Source organism: Pseudoalteromonas sp. S2893, from assembly GCF_005887105.1.
GTDB lineage: Bacteria > Pseudomonadota > Gammaproteobacteria > Enterobacterales > Alteromonadaceae > Pseudoalteromonas > Pseudoalteromonas atlantica.
In genome coordinates, this window is sequence record NZ_PNCY01000030.1 from 18,328 (window position 1) to 40,103 (window position 21,776).

19 protein-coding genes are annotated in these 21,776 nt (G+C 42.3%); 8 read left to right on the forward strand and 11 right to left on the reverse strand.

The window, feature by feature from the left end; translation table 11 throughout:
• The first annotated feature begins 14 nt into the window (after nt 1–14).
• The 6 genes from cysD to CWC04_RS14320 all read left to right on the forward strand — a co-directional run bounded on the left by cysD (nt 15) and on the right by CWC04_RS14320 (nt 7,158).
• On the forward strand, nt 15–914 hold the full coding sequence (gene cysD / locus CWC04_RS14295) for a sulfate adenylyltransferase subunit CysD (protein WP_004588199.1): 900 nt from the start codon (nt 15–17) through the stop codon (nt 912–914).
• The gene (gene cysN / locus CWC04_RS14300) at nt 914–2,338 is read left to right on the forward strand and encodes a sulfate adenylyltransferase subunit CysN (protein ID WP_138685751.1); all 1,425 of its coding nucleotides are present in this window, start codon (nt 914–916) and stop codon (nt 2,336–2,338) included. The genes cysD and cysN overlap by 1 nt, the downstream gene beginning before the upstream one ends.
• A gap of 31 nt (nt 2,339–2,369) precedes the next feature.
• A complete protein-coding gene (locus tag CWC04_RS14305) occupies nt 2,370–4,094 on the forward strand; it encodes an SLC13 family permease (protein WP_138685752.1) in 1,725 nt (574 codons plus the stop codon).
• 33 nt (nt 4,095–4,127) lie between these two features.
• Nucleotides 4,128–4,724: an adenylyl-sulfate kinase gene (cysC, locus tag CWC04_RS14310; protein ID WP_024032040.1), complete on the forward strand. Its 597-nt coding sequence runs from the start codon at nt 4,128–4,130 to the stop codon at nt 4,722–4,724.
• 5 nt (nt 4,725–4,729) lie between these two features.
• Complete coding sequence (cysQ, locus tag CWC04_RS14315; protein ID WP_024032039.1) at nt 4,730–5,500, forward strand: 3'(2'),5'-bisphosphate nucleotidase CysQ; 771 nt, start codon at nt 4,730–4,732, stop codon at nt 5,498–5,500.
• Between the two features lie 386 nt (nt 5,501–5,886).
• Complete coding sequence (locus CWC04_RS14320) at nt 5,887–7,158, forward strand: aromatic amino acid transport family protein (RefSeq protein WP_126005581.1); 1,272 nt, start codon at nt 5,887–5,889, stop codon at nt 7,156–7,158.
• Between the two features lie 82 nt (nt 7,159–7,240).
• Here the strand turns inward: CWC04_RS14320 and speD are convergent, their stop codons facing one another.
• The 10 genes from speD to CWC04_RS14370 all read right to left on the reverse strand — a co-directional run bounded on the left by speD (nt 7,241) and on the right by CWC04_RS14370 (nt 18,942).
• Nucleotides 7,241–8,053 (reverse strand): adenosylmethionine decarboxylase, encoded by an 813-nt coding sequence (gene speD, locus CWC04_RS14325; protein ID WP_004588193.1) that lies wholly within the window; start codon nt 8,051–8,053, stop codon nt 7,241–7,243.
• Nucleotides 8,054–8,141: 88 nt separating this feature from the next.
• Nucleotides 8,142–8,555: an OsmC family protein gene (locus tag CWC04_RS14330; protein WP_004588192.1), complete on the reverse strand. Its 414-nt coding sequence runs from the start codon at nt 8,553–8,555 to the stop codon at nt 8,142–8,144.
• Between the two features lie 149 nt (nt 8,556–8,704).
• Complete coding sequence (locus CWC04_RS14335; protein ID WP_004588191.1) at nt 8,705–9,052, reverse strand: DUF3802 family protein; 348 nt, start codon at nt 9,050–9,052, stop codon at nt 8,705–8,707.
• Between the two features lie 140 nt (nt 9,053–9,192).
• Nucleotides 9,193–10,662: a succinylglutamate-semialdehyde dehydrogenase gene (astD, locus tag CWC04_RS14340; RefSeq protein ID WP_054983397.1), complete on the reverse strand. Its 1,470-nt coding sequence runs from the start codon at nt 10,660–10,662 to the stop codon at nt 9,193–9,195.
• 16 nt (nt 10,663–10,678) lie between these two features.
• The gene (gene astA / locus CWC04_RS14345) at nt 10,679–11,695 is read right to left on the reverse strand and encodes an arginine N-succinyltransferase (protein WP_004588189.1); all 1,017 of its coding nucleotides are present in this window, start codon (nt 11,693–11,695) and stop codon (nt 10,679–10,681) included.
• An 84-nt stretch (nt 11,696–11,779) separates the two neighbouring features.
• Nucleotides 11,780–12,985, reverse strand: a complete 1,206-nt coding sequence (locus CWC04_RS14350; protein ID WP_138685753.1) for an aspartate aminotransferase family protein — start codon at nt 12,983–12,985, stop codon at nt 11,780–11,782.
• Nucleotides 12,986–13,429: 444 nt separating this feature from the next.
• Entirely contained in the window at nt 13,430–14,590 is a 1,161-nt protein-coding gene (locus CWC04_RS14355) for an HDOD domain-containing protein (RefSeq protein ID WP_138685754.1), read from the reverse strand.
• Between the two features lie 46 nt (nt 14,591–14,636).
• Nucleotides 14,637–15,218 carry an anthranilate synthase component II gene (locus CWC04_RS14360; protein ID WP_138685755.1) on the reverse strand — a complete coding sequence of 194 codons (582 nt, stop codon included), beginning with the start codon at nt 15,216–15,218 and terminating at the stop codon, nt 14,637–14,639.
• Nucleotides 15,219–15,346: 128 nt separating this feature from the next.
• Nucleotides 15,347–17,620, reverse strand: coding sequence for a putative bifunctional diguanylate cyclase/phosphodiesterase (locus CWC04_RS14365; RefSeq protein ID WP_138685756.1), 2,274 nt, complete (start codon nt 17,618–17,620; stop codon nt 15,347–15,349).
• Nucleotides 17,621–17,952: 332 nt separating this feature from the next.
• Nucleotides 17,953–18,942, reverse strand: a complete 990-nt coding sequence (locus CWC04_RS14370) for a zinc-dependent alcohol dehydrogenase family protein (protein WP_138685757.1) — start codon at nt 18,940–18,942, stop codon at nt 17,953–17,955.
• Between the two features lie 300 nt (nt 18,943–19,242).
• Between CWC04_RS14370 and CWC04_RS14375 the strand changes: the two genes are divergently transcribed.
• A complete protein-coding gene (locus CWC04_RS14375) occupies nt 19,243–19,482 on the forward strand; it encodes an HP1242/YdcH family protein (RefSeq protein ID WP_004588182.1) in 240 nt (79 codons plus the stop codon).
• A 145-nt stretch (nt 19,483–19,627) separates the two neighbouring features.
• On the opposite strand, the gene CWC04_RS14380 is transcribed toward CWC04_RS14375, so the two are convergent.
• Nucleotides 19,628–20,455, reverse strand: a complete 828-nt coding sequence (locus CWC04_RS14380) for an SDR family NAD(P)-dependent oxidoreductase (protein WP_138685758.1) — start codon at nt 20,453–20,455, stop codon at nt 19,628–19,630.
• A gap of 306 nt (nt 20,456–20,761) precedes the next feature.
• On the opposite strand from CWC04_RS14380, the gene galE reads away from it, so the two are divergent.
• Nucleotides 20,762–21,775: a UDP-glucose 4-epimerase GalE gene (galE, locus tag CWC04_RS14385; RefSeq protein ID WP_138685759.1), complete on the forward strand. Its 1,014-nt coding sequence runs from the start codon at nt 20,762–20,764 to the stop codon at nt 21,773–21,775.
• Nucleotide 21,776: the final 1 nt, after the last annotated feature.

The following is a 21,776-nucleotide window of genomic DNA, read 5'->3' on the forward strand; positions in this document are numbered from 1 at the left end:
TAGGACGACTAACAATGGCTTTAACTCACCTTCAGCAACTTGAAGCTGAAAGTATCAAAATCATGCGCGAAGTCGCCGCTGAGTTTGAGAACCCAGTAATGCTTTACTCTATTGGTAAAGATTCATCGGTACTTTTGCACTTAGCGCGTAAAGCATTTTACCCTGCAAAAATTCCGTTTCCGTTATTACACGTAGACACCAACTGGAAGTTTCGTGAAATGATTGAGTTTCGCGATCGCCTTGCAAAAGAATACGGTTTTGACCTGCTGGTACACAAAAACCCAGAAGGCATGGCAATGGGTATTAGCCCGTTTGAGCATGGCTCGGGTAAACATACCGACATAATGAAAACCCAAGGCTTAAAGCAAGCGCTAGATAAATACGGCTTTGATGCTGCATTTGGTGGCGCACGCCGCGATGAAGAAAAGTCTCGCGCTAAAGAGCGTGTTTACTCGTTCCGCGATAAACACCACCGTTGGGACCCTAAAAACCAACGTCCGGAGCTTTGGAATACTTACAACAGCCAAGTTAACCCAGGTGAGAGCATTCGTGTATTCCCACTGTCTAACTGGACTGAACTTGATATTTGGCAATACATTTATCAAGAAAACATTGAAATGGTTCCGCTTTATTTAGCGAAAGAGCGCCCAGTAGTAGAGCGCGACGGCACCTTAATTATGGTCGACGATGAGCGCATGCCACTTGCTGAGGGTGAAGTGCCACAAATGAAGTCGGTACGTTTTCGTACTTTAGGCTGCTACCCACTTACCGGTGCAGTTGAATCTACAGCCAGTAACCTAACAGAAATTATTGAAGAAATGCTGCTATCTACGTCATCTGAACGTGAAGGCCGTGTAATAGATCACGACTCAGCAGGCTCAATGGAGAAGAAAAAACGTGAGGGGTATTTCTAATGTCTACCAATACTAACGACACCATTAACGAAGTAAAAGAGATTGGCATAGACGCCTACCTAGCACGCCAACAAGATAAAAGCTTATTGCGTATGCTTACCTGTGGCAGCGTAGATGACGGTAAATCAACACTGATTGGCCGCCTACTGCACGACAGCCACCAAATTTATGAAGATCAGCTAGCTGCTCTTCATAAAGATAACGAAAAAGTAGGTAACGCAGGCGAAGAGCTAGACTTAGCGCTACTAGTAGATGGCCTACAAGCTGAGCGCGAGCAAGGCATTACTATTGATGTAGCGTACCGTTATTTTTCAACGGCTAAGCGTAAATTTATTATTGCCGACACCCCAGGGCACGAGCAATACACACGCAACATGGTAACAGGCGCATCAACAAGCGATGTAGCCATTATTTTGGTTGATGCTCGCTACGGTGTGCAAGTACAAACTAAGCGTCATAGCTTTATTTGTGACTCGCTAGGTATTAAACAGTTTGTGGTCGCGATTAATAAAATGGATATCGTTGATTTTGACGAAACCGTTTATGAAAAAATCAAAGCCGACTACCTTAAATTTGCTGAGCAACTTAACGTATCAAACATTAAGTTTGTGCCTATGTCGGCGCTTAAAGGCGACAACGTAGTAACACGCTCTGCTCATACGCCTTATTACACCGACAGGCCATTGCTTGAGCTATTAGAAGACTCACCAGCGGCCGAAACCGATACCGGCTTTGAAGCACGCTTGCCTGTGCAATATGTAGTGCGCCCTAACTTAAACTTCCGTGGTTTTCAGGGCACATTGGCATCAGGTAAATTACAAGTTGGCGATGCAATAAAAGTATTACCGTCGGGAAAAACATCAAGTATTAAAGAAATTGTGACCTTTAATGGCAACCTAGATCACGCAGAGGCCGGCCAAGCAATTACCGTTACCCTCAATAGCGAAATTGATATTAGCCGCGGCGATGTTATTGTGCCGCAAAGCTCAAGTGCAACAGTTACTAACCTTATACAAGCTAAACTTGTGTGGATGCACGAAGAGCCGCTGGTACTAGGTAAAAGCTACAACATTAAACTAGGTAGTAAAAATACATCAGCCGTGGTTAAAAAGATTGACCTCACCATTGATGTAAACACTTTAGAGCACGGCACAGCCGATTCACTTCAGCTAAACGAAATTGCCATTGTCACGCTTGAACTAAGCGAAACAATATTAGCTGACGAGTATCACAACAACCACGAAACTGGCTCATTTATCCTTATCGACCGTTTATCTAACTTAACGGTTGCCGCAGGTATGATTGAGCAAGTACTAAAAAGCGAAAAACAAAACAGCGATTTCAGCGACTTTGAAATTGAGTTTAATAGCTTAGTACGCAAGCACTTCCCACATTGGCAAGCGCTTGATATTTCAAAACTGTAAGTATAAAAATGTCTGTTAGGAATATAAAAGCATGGTAGAGCAGCTCGTTTTAACAGGCATTATGCTTACCTTAGTTGGGTGCCTTTTTGGCACCCGCATTAATCCAGCATGGTTATTTGTAAGCGCTATTGGTACGGGTTATTTAACAGGCCTGATTGACCTTGAAAGCATGCTAGTAAACTACGCAAACCCATCGCTCATTACCCTAGTACTATTAGTGCTGGTTTCAATCGCTATTGAAAAAACCACACTCATACAACAGCTTTCCCAATCGTTATCTAAAGGGAGTTTAGTAAAGTCGGTAACAAAGCTTGGTTTATCAACCGCGTTTTTATCGTCATTTACTAACAATACCGCGGTTGTGGCATCGCTTATCACCGCCATAAAAGACAACCCAAATCATTCACCCTCAAAGCTACTATTACCGCTGTCGTACACAGCTATATTAGGCGGCACCATTACACTTATTGGTACATCAACCAATTTAATAGTGAACGGTTTTGCCGTAGATGCAGGCATGGCGCCACTGGGCTTTTTTGATTTTACCTTAGTGGGCATTGGCGCATTAAGTGTGGGCCTGATTACTATTTTAGTGATGCTCAAATACCTGCCCGACAACGGCAAAAACACACAAGAGGTTATTCCCTTTTACTTAGAGGGAAAAGTGCAGGCAGGCTCTAAGCTTATTGGCCGCACCGTAGAAGAAAACGGCCTACGCGATTTAAAAGATTTATTCCTCGCCGAAATTATTCGTGGCGATGAGCGTATATACGCAGTAACACCTCAGCAAATTATTAGACAAAACGACGTACTACTGTTTGTTGGCGATATTAAATCGGTCCCCTTATTAAGACGCTTTGACGGATTAAAAGTGGTGCACGACAAGCACGAAAAGGACATAGAACACTTAGTTGAAGTGGTTGTAAGCCAATCATCAAAGTTTATTGGCAAAACCGTAAAAGAGGCGCGTTTTAGAGAGCAGTTTCATGCCGCTGTTATTGCCATTCGCCGAGGGCACGACCGCTTACAAGGCGGCCTTGGGCAAGTGCAATTGCAAGCCGGCGATTCTTTAATACTCGCCCCAGGTAAAAACTTTTACTCTTTACCTAATTTAAACCGCGAATTTGTGTATATATCGGGGTTTGACTTACAAACACACCTAAAACCTAAGCAATCTAATATTGTATTGGCAGGCTTTGCCGCCGTGTTAGGGCTAAGCATTGTAGGTATAGTCCCTTTAGTAAAAGGCCTGCTGGTGTTACTTATTGGCTTATTGCTTAGCGGTACAGTTAAACTAAGCGAAGTAAAACGTCGCTTTCCCATTGAGCTACTCGCCGTTGTGGGCAGTGCCATAGGGCTTGCTAAATTAATGATAGAAACCGGGCTTGCCGGGCAAATATCAGATGCCCTATTTATGGTACTAGGTGATTTTGGCCCTTATGGCGCGTTTATCGCCATATTTTTAATGACCGTATTATTCACCGAGCTTATTACTAATAATGCAGCAGCAGCGCTTTCATTTCCTGTGGCTTACTCGCTAGCAGTGGGTTTTAATGTAGACCCACTACCCTTTATTATGGCGGTAGCGTTTGGTGCATCAGCCAGTTTTATATCGCCGTTTGGGTATCAAACAAACCTTATGGTTTACAGCGCGGGTAACTACCGCTTAAAAGATTACATAACAATGGGCTTGCCCCTTTCTATTATTTATTCAATCACGGTATTAACCTTGATCCCGCTCGTATTTCCTTTTTAATACGGGCGCTTACAGTACAAGAGACACACCACTATGGATGAAAATATTGTTTGGCATAACTACGCAACCACAAAAGCACAACGTAGTGAGCAAAAAAAGCATAAACCGGCCATTTTATGGTTTACCGGTTTTTCTGGCTCTGGCAAAAGCACCGTAGCCAACGCATTAGAAGCGGCGCTTAACCAGCAAGGTGCGCACACTTACCTGCTTGATGGCGATAACGTACGTCACGGCTTATGTAAAGACCTTGGCTTTAGCGACGAAGACCGCATCGAAAACATACGCCGCGTTGGCGAAACCGCCAAACTAATGACCGATGCCGGCCTATTAGTGCTTACCGCGTTTATCTCGCCATTTAGAGCAGAGCGCGACATGGTGCGCAGCCTAGTCGATGACGGCGAGTTTATTGAAGTATTTATAGATACCCCGCTTGATGTATGCGAAAGCCGCGACCCTAAAGGCTTATACAAAAAAGCCCGCGCAGGTGAGATTAAACACTTTACCGGTATCGACTCAAGCTACGAAGTACCCAACAACCCAGAAATAATTTTAGATACCAGTAAAAACACCCTAGACCAATCGGTTACACAACTGATAACGTATCTAAAACAAAAGCATATTATAGGTTAACCCCAATGAACCAAACCGAGCTACTAGAAGAAACCCTCATCCTTGCCCGCAAAGCAGGCCAAGCCATAATGGGGATTTACGAAAAGGACTTTAACGTTGAATACAAAGCCGATGAAAGCCCAGTAACCGACGCCGACTTAGCAGCTCATAAAGTCATTGTGACAGGGCTAAAACAGCTCACGCCCGACACACCTATACTTAGCGAAGAAAGCGCTGATATAAGCTGGGACATTCGTCAAACATGGAAAAGCTACTGGTTAGTAGACCCAATCGACGGCACTAAAGAGTTTATTAAAAAGAACGGCGAATTTACCGTAAATATAGCCCTAATCGAAAACGGCAAACCTGTGCTTGCTGTCGTTGATGCGCCCGCACTTGGCGTATCGTACTTAGCCAGTAACGACATTGGCGCGTTTAAAGACAAAGGCGATGAGCGTATTGAGCTTAAAGTAACCACTAAACCTAACAAAGGGTTAATCCGCGTGGTTGGCAGTCGCTCGCACCCATCACCTGATTTAGCCGAGTTTGTAAAACGCTTTGACGACGTTGAAATGGTCTCAAAAGGCAGCTCACTAAAATTATGCTTAGTTGCCGAAGGCAGCGCTGATATTTACCCACGCTTAGGCCCAACCTGTGAGTGGGATACGGGAGCTGGCCATGCTATTGCTGAAATAGCCGGCGCTAAAGTCACTAAGCTCGATGGCAGCCCGCTTATTTATAACACCAAAGATGAGTATTTGAATCCGTATTTTGTTGTTAGTGCGGTGGAAGAGTAAAAGCTAAGAGCTTCGAGCTGTTAGCCACGAGCAGCTCGATGTAAACCTAAACACCGTAGGTTGGGTTGAGTGGAACGAAACCCAACTTATTGCACTTCATATCAATTAAAGATTTTTGAATAAGCAAGTTTAAGAAATAAAGTCGCCTCTTGGCTTTACTGCTCGAATGACGCTATGGCGTGTTGGGTTTCGCTTCGCTCTACCCAACCTACAACTGTGCTGGTTCGGGTATTTGTTTATTTTTACAGCGCTGTTTCGTATTCATGACACTTTTGGTGCAACGGCGTCTAATTAATTAGTCTACAAAACCCCTCAAAACATGAAACTTTTCGCTAAAAACTATATTCTTGCGCGCGATTATTATTAAATAATGGATGAACACACACATGACACCATCACAAGATGCAACGCTTTCAAATGCATCAACAACAGGTGAACACACACCTACTTCTAAATGGAACCTGCACGATACGCAGTGGACGTTAAGCCTTTTTGGTACCGCTGTTGGCGCAGGCATTTTATTTTTACCTATTAACATTGGTATAGGTGGTTTTTGGCCGCTTATTATTATGGCGTGTTTAGCCTTTCCAATGACCTTTTTAGCACACCGTGGCTTAGCCCGCTTTGTGTTGTCGTCTAAAAGCAAAGATTCAGATTTTACTGATGTTGTTGAAGAGCACTTTGGTGTAACGGCGGGCAGGTTAATCTCTTTATTATACTTTTTATCTATATTCCCCATTTTGCTTATTTACGGCGTAGGCTTAACCAATACCGTTGACAGCTTTATGGTTAACCAAATGGGCCTTGAGTCACCTTCTCGCGTGTTACTTTCGGGTGTATTGGTTGCCGGTATGATTAGCCTAATGATGGGCGGCGAGCGCTTAATGCTGCGCGCCTTTGCTATTTTGGTGTATCCGCTTGTAGGTATTTTATTTTGCTTATCGCTCTATTTAATCCCTAGCTGGCAAATGCCTGATATGAGCCTACCTGAGGCGGGCAGCTTTACTAAAACACTGTGGTTATCTATTCCTATTATTGTGTTTTCGTTTAGTCATGCGGCGGCTATTTCAAGCTTTGTGAACGTGCAGCGTGGGCATTATGGTAATCAGGCTACTAATAAGGCTGAGGCTATTTTAAAGCGCACTAGCTTACTGCTTATTGTATTTGTACTGCTGTTTGTATTTTCTTGCGTGCTTTCGCTTACTAGCGAGCAAATGGCTGCTGCTAAAGCGGCTAACGTATCGATTTTATCTTACCTTGCTAATATCACCAGTAACTCGTATATCGCGACCCTTGGGCCGCTGGTTGCCTTTATTGCGATTACGTCATCGTTTTTAGGGCACTTTTTAGGTGCACGCGAAAGCTTTACCGGTTTGGTGACTAAGCAAACCAGCTTAAGTGCTAAAGTAGCCGACAAAATTGGCGTACTCATTATGTTTTTTGCTATTTGGTTTTGCGCGGTTAAAAACCCAAGCATTTTAGACATGATGGATCAGCTCTCTGGCCCTATCATTGCGATGATTTTATTTATTATGCCAATGATTGCCGTATACAAAGTGCCTGCGCTGAGTAAATACCGCAACCGCGTAAGCACATTGTTTGTTCTAGCTGTGGGCTCACTGGCCGTATGTGCGCTTATTTACAGCATGCTTAATTAAGCGAATTGCTATAAATACCCCCATAAAAAATGGCGCTCACTGAGCGCCATTTTTAATACAACTAAATTGCTTTTAAACTAATTTATTCTGCGTCTGGTAGGTTACGACCGTAGAATATTTCCTGCATTTCGCGGGTAAGTTTAGAGCGAATTTCTTCTTCTTCCTCATCCGACAGCTCATCAGTAGATAGGCCGAACAGGTAAGTGTTTAAGTCGGTTTCTTTTAACATCATTTTGGTGTGGAACAGGTTTTCTTGATACACGTTCACGTCCATCATTTGGTACGCTTCTTTGGTATCTTCTGTCATGAAGTTTTGAATCGAGTTAATTGCATGGTCAATGTAGTGTTTAACACCGTTTACGTCGCGGGTAAAACCACGTACGCGGTAGTCAATGGTTACTACGTCTGACTCAAGGCTATGAATTAAGAAGTTTAACGCTTTAAGTGGCGAAATAATTCCACAGGTAGATACTTCAATATCAGCACGGAATGTACAAATACCATCATCAGGGTGCGCTTCTGGGTAGGTATGTACACAAATGTGGCTTTTATCTAGGTGCGCAACAACAGAATCTGGTAATGGACCTGGCGCTTCGTCAGCATCGTAATTTTGCTGCTCTTCTACCGGCTCTTCCGAAACCAAAATAGTCACACTTGCGCCTTGTGGTTCATAATCTTGGCGCGCCACATTTAAAATGTTAGCACCAATAATATCAACAACATCACCTAGTATGTCAGTTAGTCTATCTGCACTGTACTGCTCGTCGATATATTCAATATATTCTTTACGTTGTTGCTCGGTCTTTGCGTAGCAAATGTCGTAAATACTAAAGCTTAAACTTTTGGTTAAATTATTAAAGCCATGAAGTTTAAGTTTATCGAAGGGTTTGTTCATGATAAACCAACCTATAAATTAGTGAAATCTGCACCTGCAGAATGAAAAGTTCGCGGATTTTATACGAATTTTCCTCACGGAAAAAGCGTTATTTTACCTGTTCTTGCACAACTTCGTGGCTATGGGTAATTTCTACTGTTTTATCAAGCATTAAAGCAACAGAACAATACTTTTCAGCAGAGAGCGAAACCGCACGCGCAAGGTGTTTTTCCGAGACATTATTGCCTGTAACAACAAAGTGTAAATTAATTTTAGTAAATACACGAGGCGCTGTTTCGGCGCGCTCTGAGCTTAGTTGTACTTGCACATCAGAAAAATCTTGTTTGGCTTTTTTTAAAATACTTACAACATCTACCGACGAGCAACAACCTACCGACATAAGTACCATTTCCATTGGACTTGGTGCAGCGCTGTCGCTACCGGCATCAAAAACTACATTGTGATTAGAATTAGAACGGCCAATAAAGGTGTCGCCTTCAACCCATTTTACATTTGCTTGCATGTGTTTATCTCTAAAAAAATTTTGTTGATTGTATAACAATCTGCAACGATACGTGAACGCTGAGATTAAATTTAGTGGTGTTATTAATAAGGCGAGAAGTAATAGGAGCGCAGTTATTAGGTAATACTGCGCTGTGTTAACGGGTAACGTTAAGAGGTTTGTGTTACCGCGTTATCAAATAAGTTTTTAATAAGCCCAGCAAACTCATCTATAAATGCGTGTTGTTCAACCGTAACGGGTTGTGAGGTTATGCTGCTTAGCACTTCTTGTAAGTCGTAAACAATACCGTCTACCTCGCGCACTATTTGGCTGCGTTGTTCGGTATTAAGATTGGTATGTTGTTCACAAATTAGCATAACGTTATGCGCTATTACGTCTTCTATGAGTTCCATAACGGTAGGGGCACCGGGTTTGATTTCGCCTGGCTTCTCAAATAACGCTAAATTTTGAGTTAGATACATGATCAAGTCATCGTACCCTTGCCTGTCTAAAACCATTGTGATTTTCACCTTTGAATAACTAATTGCATAGATTTAAGCAGAAAGCGCCACTAATTACTAGCTTTGCGCGATACCAATACAAAAAAAGCAGCCTAAGCTGCTTTTCTCATTCTTTATAACTACAAATAGAACAGTAATTAATCTATTTTTAAGCCTGGGCTTAGTGTTGCTGGCATCGTTACTTTTTCAAGTTCTACCGATGCAACAGGGTATGCACAGTAGTCGGCTGCATAATATGCGCTTGCTCTGTGATTTCCTGATGCGCCAATACCACCAAATGGAGCTGCACTTGATGCACCTGTAATTGGGCGGTTCCAGTTAACAATACCGGCACGAATACGACGTAAAAAGTGATTGTAGTCGGCTTCGCTGTCGCTTAATAAACCTGCTGATAAACCAAAGCTGGTATCGTTTGCTTTATCAATTGCGTGGTCAAAGTCATCAAAGCGGAACACTTTTAATAATGGGCCAAAGTGCTCTTCATCTGGGAAGTCGCTAATTGCTGAACACTCAATAATACCCGGTGTTACAAAACCAGTATTAGCTGTGTGCTCAAGCTCTACTAGTACTTCACCGCCAAGCTCAACCAGCTCGTTTTGTGCTTTTACCATGCCAGCTGCAGCCGCAGATGAGATCATAGAGCCCATAAATGGCTGTTCTTCATCATCGTAGTTGCCTACTTTAATGGCTTTAGTTGCAGTGATAAGGCGCGCTAAAATGTCATCGCCTTGCTGGCCTTTAGGTAAAAATACTTTACGTGCACACGTACAACGTTGGCCGCTTGAAATAAACGCCGATTGAATAATATCGTGTACCGCGGCTTTAGTATCTGCCACATCTTTAATAATCAGTGGGTTATTGCCACCCATTTCAAGCGCTAAAATTTTACCTGGCTGGCCTGCAAACTGCTCATGTAAAATATGGCCAGTTCGCGAAGAACCTGTAAAGAATAAACCATCTATGCCTTTATGCGCAGCAAGGGCTTTACCTGTTTCTACTTCACCTTGAACAAGGTTAATTACACCGGCAGGTAAACCGGCTTTTTCCCATAGTTTAAGCGTAAGCTCTGCCACCATTGGCGTAAGCTCTGATGGCTTAAATACCACGGTGTTACCAGCTAAAAGCGCTGGCACAATGTGGCCATTAGGTAAGTGCCCAGGGAAGTTATATGGGCCAAATACGGCAACTACACCATGTGGTTTATGACGGATCATCGCACGTCCTACTGGCATAGCGTTTTCAACGTCGCCAGTGCGCTCTAAAAATGCTTTTTCAGAAATGGCAATTTTACCTACCATTGCGCCCGCTTCTGTACGCGTTTCCCACAGTGGTTTACCGGTTTCTTGGGCAATCGCTACAGCAAGTTCTTCGCTGTGCTCTTTAAGTGTTGCAGCAAAGGTTTTAACTATCTCTAGGCGCTCGTTAAAGCTTTTATCTGCCCAGCTGTAAAATGCTTCGCGCGCCGAATTTACCGCGCTATCTACTTGCTCTGCAGTCGCTGAAGATGCCTGCCAAATAACGTCGTTATTTGCAGGGTTTACTGAATTAAATGCGTTGCCTTGGCCTTGTGACCACTGACCATTAATAAATTGTGCAGGATGAGTCATTATACTTTCTCCTTAATTAAACTGGGGTTGCGCTTACGGTGTCGCCCGATTGTAGCTGTAGGGCATCGGCTATTTGTTGCGATAAAATAAGGCTGCTTGCACGCTCATCAAAGCTAAGCGCTGCAACCGTTGCACGGTAATCTTCTAACTTGCCGTTAGCAAGCAGTACCATGGTATCGCCCGATGCTTCGCCTATTTCTACTTTGAAGTCTTTCGCATTACGAATAGTGGCAATGTTATCTACTTTTGCTTCTACTGTTGGGCCCGCATCAAAAATATCGACGTAACCGTTGAAGGTAAATCCTTCATTTTTTAATAGCTCAATAGCTGGGCGTGTGTTGTCGTGTACTTTACCAATCACCGCTTGAGCGTCTTTGCTAAGCAAGTTTACGTAAATTGGGTACTTTGGCATTAGTTCAGCAATAAACACTTTTTGGCCTATACCTGTTAGGTAATCGGCGGTAGGAAAGTCCATTGAGAAAAAGTGCTCTTCTAGCCATTGCCAAAACGGGCTGCTGCCGTTCTCGTCAGACACGCCGCGCATTTCTGCTATTACTGTTTGTGCAAAACGCTGCTCATGTTGTTTTATAAACATAAAGCGCGCTTTTGAAAGAAGTTTACCGTTACAGTTTTTACGATAGCCATCTTTCAAAAATAAGGTACATAGTTCTGTCGCGCCGGTGTAGTCGTTACATAGGGTTAAAATATCAACCGCTTTGTATACATCTAACGTGCGTGATGAGTGAATTACTTTACTTAAGTGGTAATGATAAAACGCATCATCAAGCCCTACTGCAGCTTCAATAGCTGAAGTACCGACTACTTCACCGGTTTCGGTATCTTCAAGAACAAACAGGTAGCCTTCGTCACCAGGTTGTGACGTTTGTTTAGCAAATGAACTTACAGAATGGTCAATTTTCTTTTGCAGTAACTCTTCGTTTAACGGCAAAGATGTAAAACCATGGCCCGATTCGTGGGCAATTTTTAATAACGCTGCGTAATCATTTTGCTGGATTGGGCGAAGGATCATCATGAGTCCGCTTGCTCCCTTATCAATAACGGTAAATAGAATATGCAGGGCAAGCAGGCTTGCCCTTAATAAGGTGGTTTAACGCGCTTAAGCGTTTACTACGCTTGCTACTGCTTTTTCAAAACGCGCCATACCTTCGCGAATATCGGCTTCGGTGATTACTAACGATGGCGTAAAGCGTACTACATCAGCACCCGCTACAAGCGACATAAGCCCTTGCTCGGTAGCTGCTACTAAAAACTCTTTAGCACGGCCTTTGTATTGCTCGTTAACGGCTGCACCAATTAATAAACCTTGGCCACGAATTTCGCTAAACACGTTGTATTTTTCGTTTACCCCGTTAAGAAGCTCGTTAAATAATGCTGCTTTTTCTTTTACGCCCGCCAGTACTTCAGGGGTATTTACAGTATCAAATGCTGCTTCAGCTACTGCACACGCCAGTGGGTTACCACCGTAAGTAGAACCATGAGTCCCTACTTTTAAGTGCTGTGCAACCTCAGTAGTAGTTAGCATAGCGCCAATAGGGAAACCGCCGCCAAGAGCTTTAGCTGACGTTAAAATATCAGGCACTACGTTTAGACCTTGGTATGCGTATAGCTCACCAGTACGGCCAACACCTGTTTGTACTTCATCAAAAATAAGCAGTGCATTGTGTTTAGTACATAGCTCACGAACGCCTTGTGCAAATTCGTCAGTTGGCGAAATAATACCGCCCTCACCTTGCAGTGGTTCCATCATTACGGCACATGTTTTGTCGCTAATTAGCGCTTCAAATGCAGCTAGGTCATTGTAATCACAATGTACGATGTCGCCTGGCTTAGGACCAAAACCATCTGAGTATGCCGCCTGCCCGCCTACCGTTACGGTAAAGAACGTACGACCGTGAAAGCCTTTGTTAAATGAGATAATTTGTGATTTTTCAGCACCAAATTTATCAAGTGCAAAACGACGTGCTAATTTAAGCGCAGCTTCGTTTGCTTCTGCGCCTGAGTTTGCAAAGTAAACTTTTTCAGCAAAGGTCGCATCGACCATTTTTTTAGCTAAACGCAGCGCAGGCTCGTTAGTCATTACGTTTGATAGGTGCCAAATTTTTTCGCCTTGCTCTTTTAATGCACCTACTAATGCAGGATGGCAATGGCCAAGACAGTTAACAGCAATACCACCGGCAAAGTCGATAAATTCTTTACCTTGTTGATCCCATACGCGAGAGCCTTCGCCTCGAACAGGAATAACGCTTGAAGGCGCGTAGTTAGGAACCATTACGTGATCAAATAATTCGCGATTGACTGTCATTTTTTTTCCTCTTAATTGTGAGCAACACAAAACATCAAAATAGGTGTTTGGTTATAAATGTAACCAAGATATTTACGCACTAAATAGCAAAAGGTTGAGCGTAAAACTGCCTTGTGGTTCAATTTTCAGGCGCTCATTATTTCAGATATTTGTGGTGCTGTCTCGTTAAAAACTTTCATGCAGGCCTTTAAAATAAAGGCCTTGGGATATTATTTCATAGATAGTGAATAACTATCTGCATAGAAAATAAATGCCATTTTTTAATACTTATGCGCCTGCGCAGTGAGTCGCGCCTTACATTAAGTGCTTAAAGCGAGGTGTGCTTGGGGAGATGTTAATGAATGAATAGTCGCAAAAAAATTAACAAAAAATTCAATAGTTAATGAAAATTTGCCGCCACCAACGGCAATTTACCGATATAAGGACCAGCGAGTAAGCTGCTTTTTAGTCAATTTGAATAGCAAGGTTGGTAAAATTGCTTGTTTCGAGGGCTTTTAGCTCATTTTTAGTGAATTGGTGATACGAAAACCACGCCTGCATTTCATCTTGTTCAATAAGTTGGTGTTGTTTTAGATTTAAATACTGCGAATAGCATCGCGCTTTAAGCATGACTTCACTCATAGGGAAAACATCACTACTTTGCTCAATACCATGAACAAGTTGCGCCATAACATGATTAAACGGCAAAAACTTAAAAGCCATTTTTCGAATAACTTTAGCACTTAACTCAAGCGACTTATTACTTAACAACGTGGTTAAAAATAAGGGATCTGGCTTTAGCTCCATCAATGCCGTGTGTAAATCTTTTTGCTGTGCTTCGCGTGCTATTTGCACTTTGCGTTGCCATACCTGTTCAAAGGTTTTTAAGTACAAACGCACTAAGGCAATACGCCCTACATCTATAAGCATGCCCAGTGTAAACGCATGTACGGGGTTTACATCGTTAAGCTCTGCAATTTTTTGCGCCGCAATTGCATTGGCCATGGCGGCATCGCGCAGGCGGCGTTTTAATAATGGAAATGGCTCTGTGCTGTGTGGCATCCAATGGCGCATAGCAAAAGTAGGAATTACCAATTGTAAGTTATCAAGGCCAATATAGCGCAGTGCAAGTGCGGGGCTGTCTACTTTAACTGAGGTACTTTTGCTGCGCTGCTTTCGGTAGTAAGGCAGGTTTACCAATGACACTAATTCGCGGCCAAGCCAACTAGAATCATTTACCAATGGCTCTAAACGCCCAACACTTGCCGACTTAACCGCCAGTATATCTAGCATGGTAGCAACGTTATCTTCTATGCCTATGGTGTTTTGAATAACAGCATCCATATCTTCTAATTGCTTAAATATGGCTGTTTCTATTACTTTATGAAGTTGTTTGCTCGCTTGTGCTCGGTACTTATGATGCGCGGTGCTACTTTGCTGGCGTTTATGCTGTGCGGCAACTTCTACTTCTAATAACGTGCGTTGCTTCATTGGTTCGCCATAATCAATTTCCAGCGTATGAATAAAGCCAATTTGTTGATGTGCAAAACTATGGCCAAGCAGCAAGTCGTGAGCACGCTGGTCAAGCATTGAGGCTATTCGCTTTTGCGACGCAAGTTCAGTCATAAAGTCCATTCAGTATAAGTATTACCATTCGGTGGTTACTGTAAGGTTAGAAGCGAGATAAAAAGTTAGCAAGCAATTCGAGCCCTTGAGTTGTTAAAATAGCCTCGGGATGAAATTGCACGCCTTCAAGAGCAAGCTCTGTGTGAAGTAGCCCCATAATTTCGTCAAACTCACCTTGCTCGGTTTGGCTCCATGCGGTAATGGCTAATTCACTCGGTAAACTATGTTTTTCTACCACCAGCGAGTGATAACGACACACAGTAAGCGGGTTTTCTAAACCGGTAAATACCCCCTTATTATTATGAACAATAGGTGAGGTTTTACCATGCATGACTTGCTTAGCACGTATAACCTTGCCCCCTAGCGCTTGCGCTATACTTTGATGCCCTAAGCAAATACCCAAAATAGGGTAAATGCCTTTTAGCTGCTCAACGACATTGAGTGACACACCCGCTTCGTTTGGCGTACAAGGCCCCGGAGAAATAACAATATGCTTGGGGTTAAGTTGCTTAATTTGCGCAACAGATATTTCGTCATTACGCTTTACCAGCACTTCTTGGTTTAAGCGCTGAAAATATTGTACTAGGTTATAAGTAAACGAATCGTAGTTGTCGATCATCAACAGCATTACACAACGACCTTATTTAATAATGTAGTGCTCTTTGCTCATGTGTGTGGCTTGTAAAATGAGCGATAGAAGCTTTTATAAGGCCATTCTATCACTAATAATTACCCAACATACATTAGCAAAACGCCTTAAAAACTTACGCCTTTAGCTAAAAATGCTTCAAATTCGTTTGCTGGTATTGGCCGGCTTAACAAGTACCCTTGAATTAGGTCGCAGTTATACTCTTTTAGTTTTTCAAGTTGGGCATGCTCTTCTACACCTTCGGCGATAATATCGAGCCCTAAGTTTTTAGCTAATTGGCAAATACTCAGTACTAAAGCCTGATCCCGTGTGTCTGTGGCCATATTGCGCACAAACGACTGATCTATTTTTAATTTATTAACCGGAAAACGCTGTAAGTAACCCAGCGACGAATAGCCCGTACCAAAGTCATCAATTGATAAGCTAATACCCAGTGCACTCAGTGCCTGCAGTACTGAAATACCAAACTCTTCATCGTCCATAATGGCGGTTTCGGTAATTTCTAGCTCAATTAAATGCGCGGGCACGTTAAAATGTGCCAACCGCTGTTTTATGCTTTGCACAAAGTCTTGCTGTGTAAATTGCCTTGCCGATATATTAATAGCCAAGCGGATATTTAAGTTTTGCTGATGCCATTTTTTAGCTTGGGCAAAGGCACTATCAAGTATCCATTCGCCTAATGGCAATATAAACCCGCTGTGCTCGGCAATAGGAATAAACTGCGCCGGAGAGACAAATTTCCCATCATCAAACCACCTAATTAAACATTCGCAGCTGTTTATGGTTTGCGATTTAAGGTGCATTTTAGGCTGAAAATAAAGCTCAAACTGCTGCTTTTCAATCGCGGTATCAAGGCGGCGAGCAATATGCAGCTGCTGGGCGTGCTTAACTCCGCTTTCGGTATCAAAATGAGCGTAGGGAATATTACGTTTTACCGCCTCTTCTAAGGCAATATTGGCGTGCAGTAGCAGCGTTTTATAGTCATTACTAGTTGGGTAGCGTGTTACACCGCAGTTAAAGCTCATGCGCATTTCACCGTACGGTGTGCTAATAGCTTGGCTTAAACGGCTTTGTACACCTTTGAGTAAGTCATCTAGGGTTGTTGAGCAATCTTGCTCGGTATAAATAACCACAAAGTTTGCATCGGCAATGTGGTAGAAGGTCAGTTTGTTTTTGCTTTTTAATTGCTGAGAAAATTTATTAGCGCTGTGCGATAAGTGCATAGCAAAGGCATTTATACACTCGTTAGCGCCCGATAAACCATATTGCTCAAGCAATAGCTTAAAGTGGCTTACATCAATCAGCATTAAACTAAAAGGCTGCTCAAGCGAAATTAGCTCATTGGTGTATGTTTCTAAACTGGCTTGGTTAGGCAACTTTGAATACGGGTGGTGAAAGGCTAAATACTCTAATGAGCGCTCTGCCTCAAATTGCTCTGTTACATCGCGTATGTGTATATCAAAGGCATCTATTTCTTGCAGCCAATGTATTTGGTAAGTGAGGTAATGGTTATCTAGCTGTGTATAAAAGCGCTCAACATGACTAGCCGACTGCTTAGTGTCTATTAGTTGCTGCTTTATATTAGGGCTTAGTAATGCAATGGGCGTACTGTGCTTATCGCTTACATACGCTTTATGCATAGCAATAGCGGCAGGGTTACAGTAGTTAAGCTCAAGGTTAGCGCTTAAACTCACAATTGGGTTAGGGTTGCGCGTTGGAAATAGCGCTAAACGCTCGTTACGGGCACTAAGCTTTATAAATTTAGATGCGTAACGCCCTGTATAAATGCTTACCAGCACTATGGCAAACGTAAACAAAAACACAATATTGACTGTGGTGTGCAGGTTGCTTTCGGTGTCTTTGTAGCCGCTATCAACCGCATTTGAAATAACCGTTTCTGCATTTGTTAAGTGCCCCATCACTTGGGCTTGCAGTTCGGTGAGTTGCTCTAGTTGCTCTCTGGCTAAATCCCAACTAGTGCGGCTGCTTGATAGGTTTTCGTGTAATTTAAGTGCTAAGTCTAAACCACTTTTAAACTCATCACTTAAGCTGCTTTCTAGCGCTAATGTGCTGTGGTTTTGATCTAGGTTTTTTATTAGCGCAAGTATACGTACATGGTTTTCTAAAAAGTCGATTAAATAAAGTTCACGCTTACTCGTTGCGTAATACTCATATAATAAGCGCTCTTGCTTTACTAGGTAGGTTTCGATTAATCGAATATCGCGCAGCGCCGGAATTTGTTGTTCCATTAAGGTCGATGAGGTGCGCTCAATGGTTTCTGCCTGATAATAAACCATCGCAGACAGTACACAGCCTACCAGCACAATACCGATATAAAACTGCTTAGCTTTACTGGCAAATTTATTAGTGAATATTTTCATATAAACGCTTGCTCTGACCCTAAAATATTAACAACTAATTTTAAAACGTAATTATATACGATTAATAAAAGCACTATTGTTTATATTTGGTTATAAAAAAGGGTGTACAAACGTTAATCAGGCGGGCATAAAAAAGAAAGAGGCCGGCGAGGATGCCGGCCGTAATGATACCAATCCGCAATAATACTTAATCATTTTCAGGGGCTAAACGTGTCGCTATCTACGTTAAAAAATTCTCATTTAGAGCAACTAAATAGCGAATTTTTTGCCTTGCTATCAACACGCTTTTCCATCCTCAAATTAGATCACTTAATTATGCGGATTGGTATAATTTATTGTACAGAAATAACAACTTTACCCATAGCTTGGCCACTTGCTGAGCGGTCATGCGCTTTAGCTGCTTCTTCTAAGCTAAAGTCTTGCTCATCAAGTACTGGGCGCATACCGCCTGCTTCAACAATTTGTGCAAGTTTAGTCAGTTTGTCGCCGTGGTCTTGACGGTTAAAGTCGTGGATCATTGGAATAAGCATAAAGATTACGTTTAACGATAACCCTTTAAAGTGTACTGGGCTTAAATCTACTTCTAATAAAGAAAGCGTTGTAGATACCTGTGCATTTAGCTTTGCTGCAGCAAATGAGTTAGTCAGGTTACCACCACCTACGGTGTCAAATACCATGTCAAAGCCAACATTATTAGTGTGCTTTTCAACGTATTGCTCTACAGTCTCATCTTTAAAGTTAATGCCTGTAGCGCCAAAGCTTTCTATTAGTGCTAGTTGCTCTGCGTTACCGCCAGTTGAGTAAACATCAGCGCCAAAATGCTTAGCTAGTTGTACTGCTAAATGGCCTACACCACCTGCGCCGCCGTGTACTAATACTTTTTGGCCTGCACTTACACTTGCACGTGTTAAGCCTTCAAGTGCTGTAATACCTACAAGTGGAATAGCGGCTGCTTCTTTCATGCTTAGGTTTTTAGGTTTGTGAGCGATTAAGCGCTTATCAGCAAGAATAAACTCAGCAAGTGCACCTGGTAAATCGCCTAAGCCACCAGCACAACCATATACTTCATCACCTACTGCAAATTCTGTTACACCTTCGCCAACAGCTTCAACGGTGCCTGCAAAGTCCATCCCTAAAATGCCCGGTAGTTTTGGAGCAAAGGGTAAGTCAGCACCCATTTGACGAATCATCATATCAATTGTATTTACGCTTGTTGCGGCAATACGAACTAACACATTACCTGCTGTTACTTGTGGTTTTGCAACCTCAGCTGCTACAAACTCTTCAGTGCCACCAAAATTATTAATTGTCATTGCTTTCATGGGTATTGCCTCTGTTATCTGTTGATAAGTAATTGTGTAATGAAGCTTCATTGTAGACACCCCCTTTACAAATGATAATAAGGCTAAACATACAATCAGTTTCAAAATAATATTTATAATAGAGTTTAAAAATCACTCCATCACTGTTTAAAAGTAGGCGTTAAACAACATCCTACTAGTCGCTGCGCTATACCAATTTAAGCTAACTATGGTTGATTTATTATTGTCTAAGCCCCAGAGTAATATATGAAAAGGTAGTAATTCACTTAAGTAACTCATTTATCCTACTAAGGAGCGAATATGTTAGGCGAAGACCACTCACTTACCAATGACTTTCCGCAGTACCTAAATACCATTGCAGAGCTAAATAAAAGCGACACAGAATTTGCCAAAAAGGCAGATAAATACGACAAGCTAGATAAAGAAATTCGTGTTTTAGAGCTTAAAGATGCGCCCATTAGCGATGAGCAAATGAATCAACTAAAACATGAGCGTTCAGAATTAAAAGATTGGTTGTACGAGCGTTTACAACAAGAGTAATGTTGCACGCAAAAAAAAGAGTTCACCGTTAGGTGAACTCTTTGACGATCAACAAAGGGTAAAACATTTAAAGCACATATCGGCTTTATAAAAAACAACTAGGCCTTATAAGGCATGAGTAAAATCTTTTCGCGTTAAATTGCTACTAGCTATCAGCATTTAGCTGAGCAAGCAGGCTATCTAACGTATCAACTAACTGCTGATTTTTAGCAGGGTTAAGCGCATCTGGATGTGGCGGTGCAAAGCGCTCTGCATCGTTATCGAAATAAAGGCCAGTGGCATCTTTAAATTCGTCACTTAATGCAGCGCGGCAAAAAATATCAGCGCCTAGTTTTAAGTCGCCACCAGCAAGCCCGTAGGCATCTTTTACCATTTTACTACCTAGTAACGACTTAGGGTTTACCGCAACAACTAACGGCCCGTTACCTTTAAGTGCTAAACCTAAATGACGCGACCACATAGTAATAGCCAATTTGCTTTGCGCGTAGGCTGCGCTATCTGATAGTGGCTTTTTGCCCACTAACGAGTCAAAGTTAACGCTGGTTTGTGCAGCCGATGACACATTAATCACACGTGATTGCGTGTTCATTACAGGCAGTAACGCTTTAGTAAGTAAATAAGGCGCTAACGTATTAACTGCAAACCGTGCATCTAGCCCATCTACAGTAGTGATATTTGCCAATTTATAAACACCGGCGTTATTAATAACTACATCAAGTATTTTATTCGCGTTTTGTAAGTCGGCTAACACTGACTGAGCCAAGGTGTTTACTTGCGCCATATCGCTTAAATCGGCAATGTAGGTGGCTGTGCTTGCTTGCGGGTAATCAGCGTTTAAGCTTGCTTGTACGGTATTTAACTTGTCTTGGTTGCGCCCGTGTAATAATACAGTATGCCCTTGCGCTAACAACATTTTAGCGGTCTCTAGGCCAATACCGTCGGTGGCACCGGTTAATAAAATTGTTTTTCTCATGTTGAACGTTCCTTTTTGTATTAAGACTTTGGCCATTGCAATAACGACAAATTACACACGCATTAGCTCACTGCTATTTATTAATAATACCACCACTTTTAGCGACTAATAATTAGTGGCTCAGTAGAATCAGTTTATAGAATTAATTGATAAACCTATGCGCCCTTATTAAGTAGGTATAGCCATTGTGCCTTTGCTTGGGTAAATTTTAAGCGTTTATTTGAAATAACGGGCAATCATAACTATTGTTTTTAAATTACCTTAATAGTAGTATTTATCATATAAATACACTTTTCGAGAAAACACATGAAAGTTTTAGTTACAGGCGGTATGGGTTATATAGGTAGCCACACATGTATTGCCCTTCATGAGGCAGGCATTACCCCAGTTATTTACGACAACTTATCTAACGCAAGCCCCCATGTGCTTGATCAACTCGAAAAAATTACCGGCACCCGTTTTGAGTTTATTTTAGGTGATATTCAAGACGAGCAGCAGTTTAAACTTGCCCTTAAACACAGCCAAGCTGAGGCTGTATTTCACTTTGCAGCACTTAAAGCCGTAGGTGAATCAACCGAGCAACCACTGCGTTATTACCAAAACAATGTGTCGGGTACATTAAGCATGCTACAAAACATGCAAGAGGTAGGCGTTAACCACATAATATTTAGCTCATCGGCCACTGTATACGGCGAGCCAGACTACCTACCTATTGATGAAAAACACCCTATACGCGCTACTAACCCTTACGGTTGGAGTAAAGTTATGGTTGAACAAGCCATGCAAGACGTATGTAATGCCAACAGCCAATTTATGGGCATTGCTCTTCGCTACTTTAACCCAGTTGGTGCACACCCAAGCGGCTTATTAGGCGAAAGCCCAAATGGTATCCCAAATAACTTAATGCCCTTTATTGCTCAAACTGCGGTAGGTAAACGCGAAGTGGTTAATATTTTTGGTGACGACTACGACACCAAAGATGGCACCGGCGTGCGCGACTATATTCACGTTTTAGATTTAGCTAAGGGCCATGTAGCGGCCTTTATGCAACATAAAACAGATACCGCCTTTCATGCATACAACCTAGGCACCGGCCAAGGTTATTCGGTGCTTGATATGATCAAAGCATTTAGCGCATCAGCCAATAAAGATATTCCGTATAAAATTGCACCGCGCCGTGCAGGCGATATTGCCTGTAATTACGCCGATGCCACAAAAGCGCAAACCACCCTTAACTGGCACGCAGAACTAACATTGAGCGACATGACCAACGATACATGGCGCTGGCAAACTAATTACCCTAGTGGGTTGGAGAGTTAAC

Coding starts and splice junctions, on each gene's coding strand:
- CWC04_RS14305 (WP_138685752.1), top strand. CDS start 2,370: ATGGTAGAGCAGCTCGTTTTAACAGGCATTATGCTTACCTTAGTTGGG.
- CWC04_RS14330 (WP_004588192.1), bottom strand. CDS start 8,555: ATGCAAGCAAATGTAAAATGGGTTGAAGGCGACACCTTTATTGGCCGT.
- cysC (WP_024032040.1), top strand. CDS start 4,128: ATGGATGAAAATATTGTTTGGCATAACTACGCAACCACAAAAGCACAA.
- astD (WP_054983397.1), bottom strand. CDS start 10,662: ATGACTCATCCTGCACAATTTATTAATGGTCAGTGGTCACAAGGCCAA.
- CWC04_RS14375 (WP_004588182.1), top strand. CDS start 19,243: ATGTTAGGCGAAGACCACTCACTTACCAATGACTTTCCGCAGTACCTA.
- galE (WP_138685759.1), top strand. CDS start 20,762: ATGAAAGTTTTAGTTACAGGCGGTATGGGTTATATAGGTAGCCACACA.
- speD (WP_004588193.1), bottom strand. CDS start 8,053: ATGAACAAACCCTTCGATAAACTTAAACTTCATGGCTTTAATAATTTA.
- astA (WP_004588189.1), bottom strand. CDS start 11,695: ATGATGATCCTTCGCCCAATCCAGCAAAATGATTACGCAGCGTTATTA.
- CWC04_RS14365 (WP_138685756.1), bottom strand. CDS start 17,620: ATGAAAATATTCACTAATAAATTTGCCAGTAAAGCTAAGCAGTTTTAT.
- CWC04_RS14355 (WP_138685754.1), bottom strand. CDS start 14,590: ATGACTGAACTTGCGTCGCAAAAGCGAATAGCCTCAATGCTTGACCAG.
- cysN (WP_138685751.1), top strand. CDS start 914: ATGTCTACCAATACTAACGACACCATTAACGAAGTAAAAGAGATTGGC.
- CWC04_RS14360 (WP_138685755.1), bottom strand. CDS start 15,218: ATGCTGTTGATGATCGACAACTACGATTCGTTTACTTATAACCTAGTA.
- CWC04_RS14335 (WP_004588191.1), bottom strand. CDS start 9,052: ATGGTTTTAGACAGGCAAGGGTACGATGACTTGATCATGTATCTAACT.
- CWC04_RS14370 (WP_138685757.1), bottom strand. CDS start 18,942: ATGAAAGCAATGACAATTAATAATTTTGGTGGCACTGAAGAGTTTGTA.
- cysD (WP_004588199.1), top strand. CDS start 15: ATGGCTTTAACTCACCTTCAGCAACTTGAAGCTGAAAGTATCAAAATC.
- CWC04_RS14320 (WP_126005581.1), top strand. CDS start 5,887: ATGACACCATCACAAGATGCAACGCTTTCAAATGCATCAACAACAGGT.
- cysQ (WP_024032039.1), top strand. CDS start 4,730: ATGAACCAAACCGAGCTACTAGAAGAAACCCTCATCCTTGCCCGCAAA.
- CWC04_RS14350 (WP_138685753.1), bottom strand. CDS start 12,985: ATGACAGTCAATCGCGAATTATTTGATCACGTAATGGTTCCTAACTAC.
- CWC04_RS14380 (WP_138685758.1), bottom strand. CDS start 20,455: ATGAGAAAAACAATTTTATTAACCGGTGCCACCGACGGTATTGGCCTA.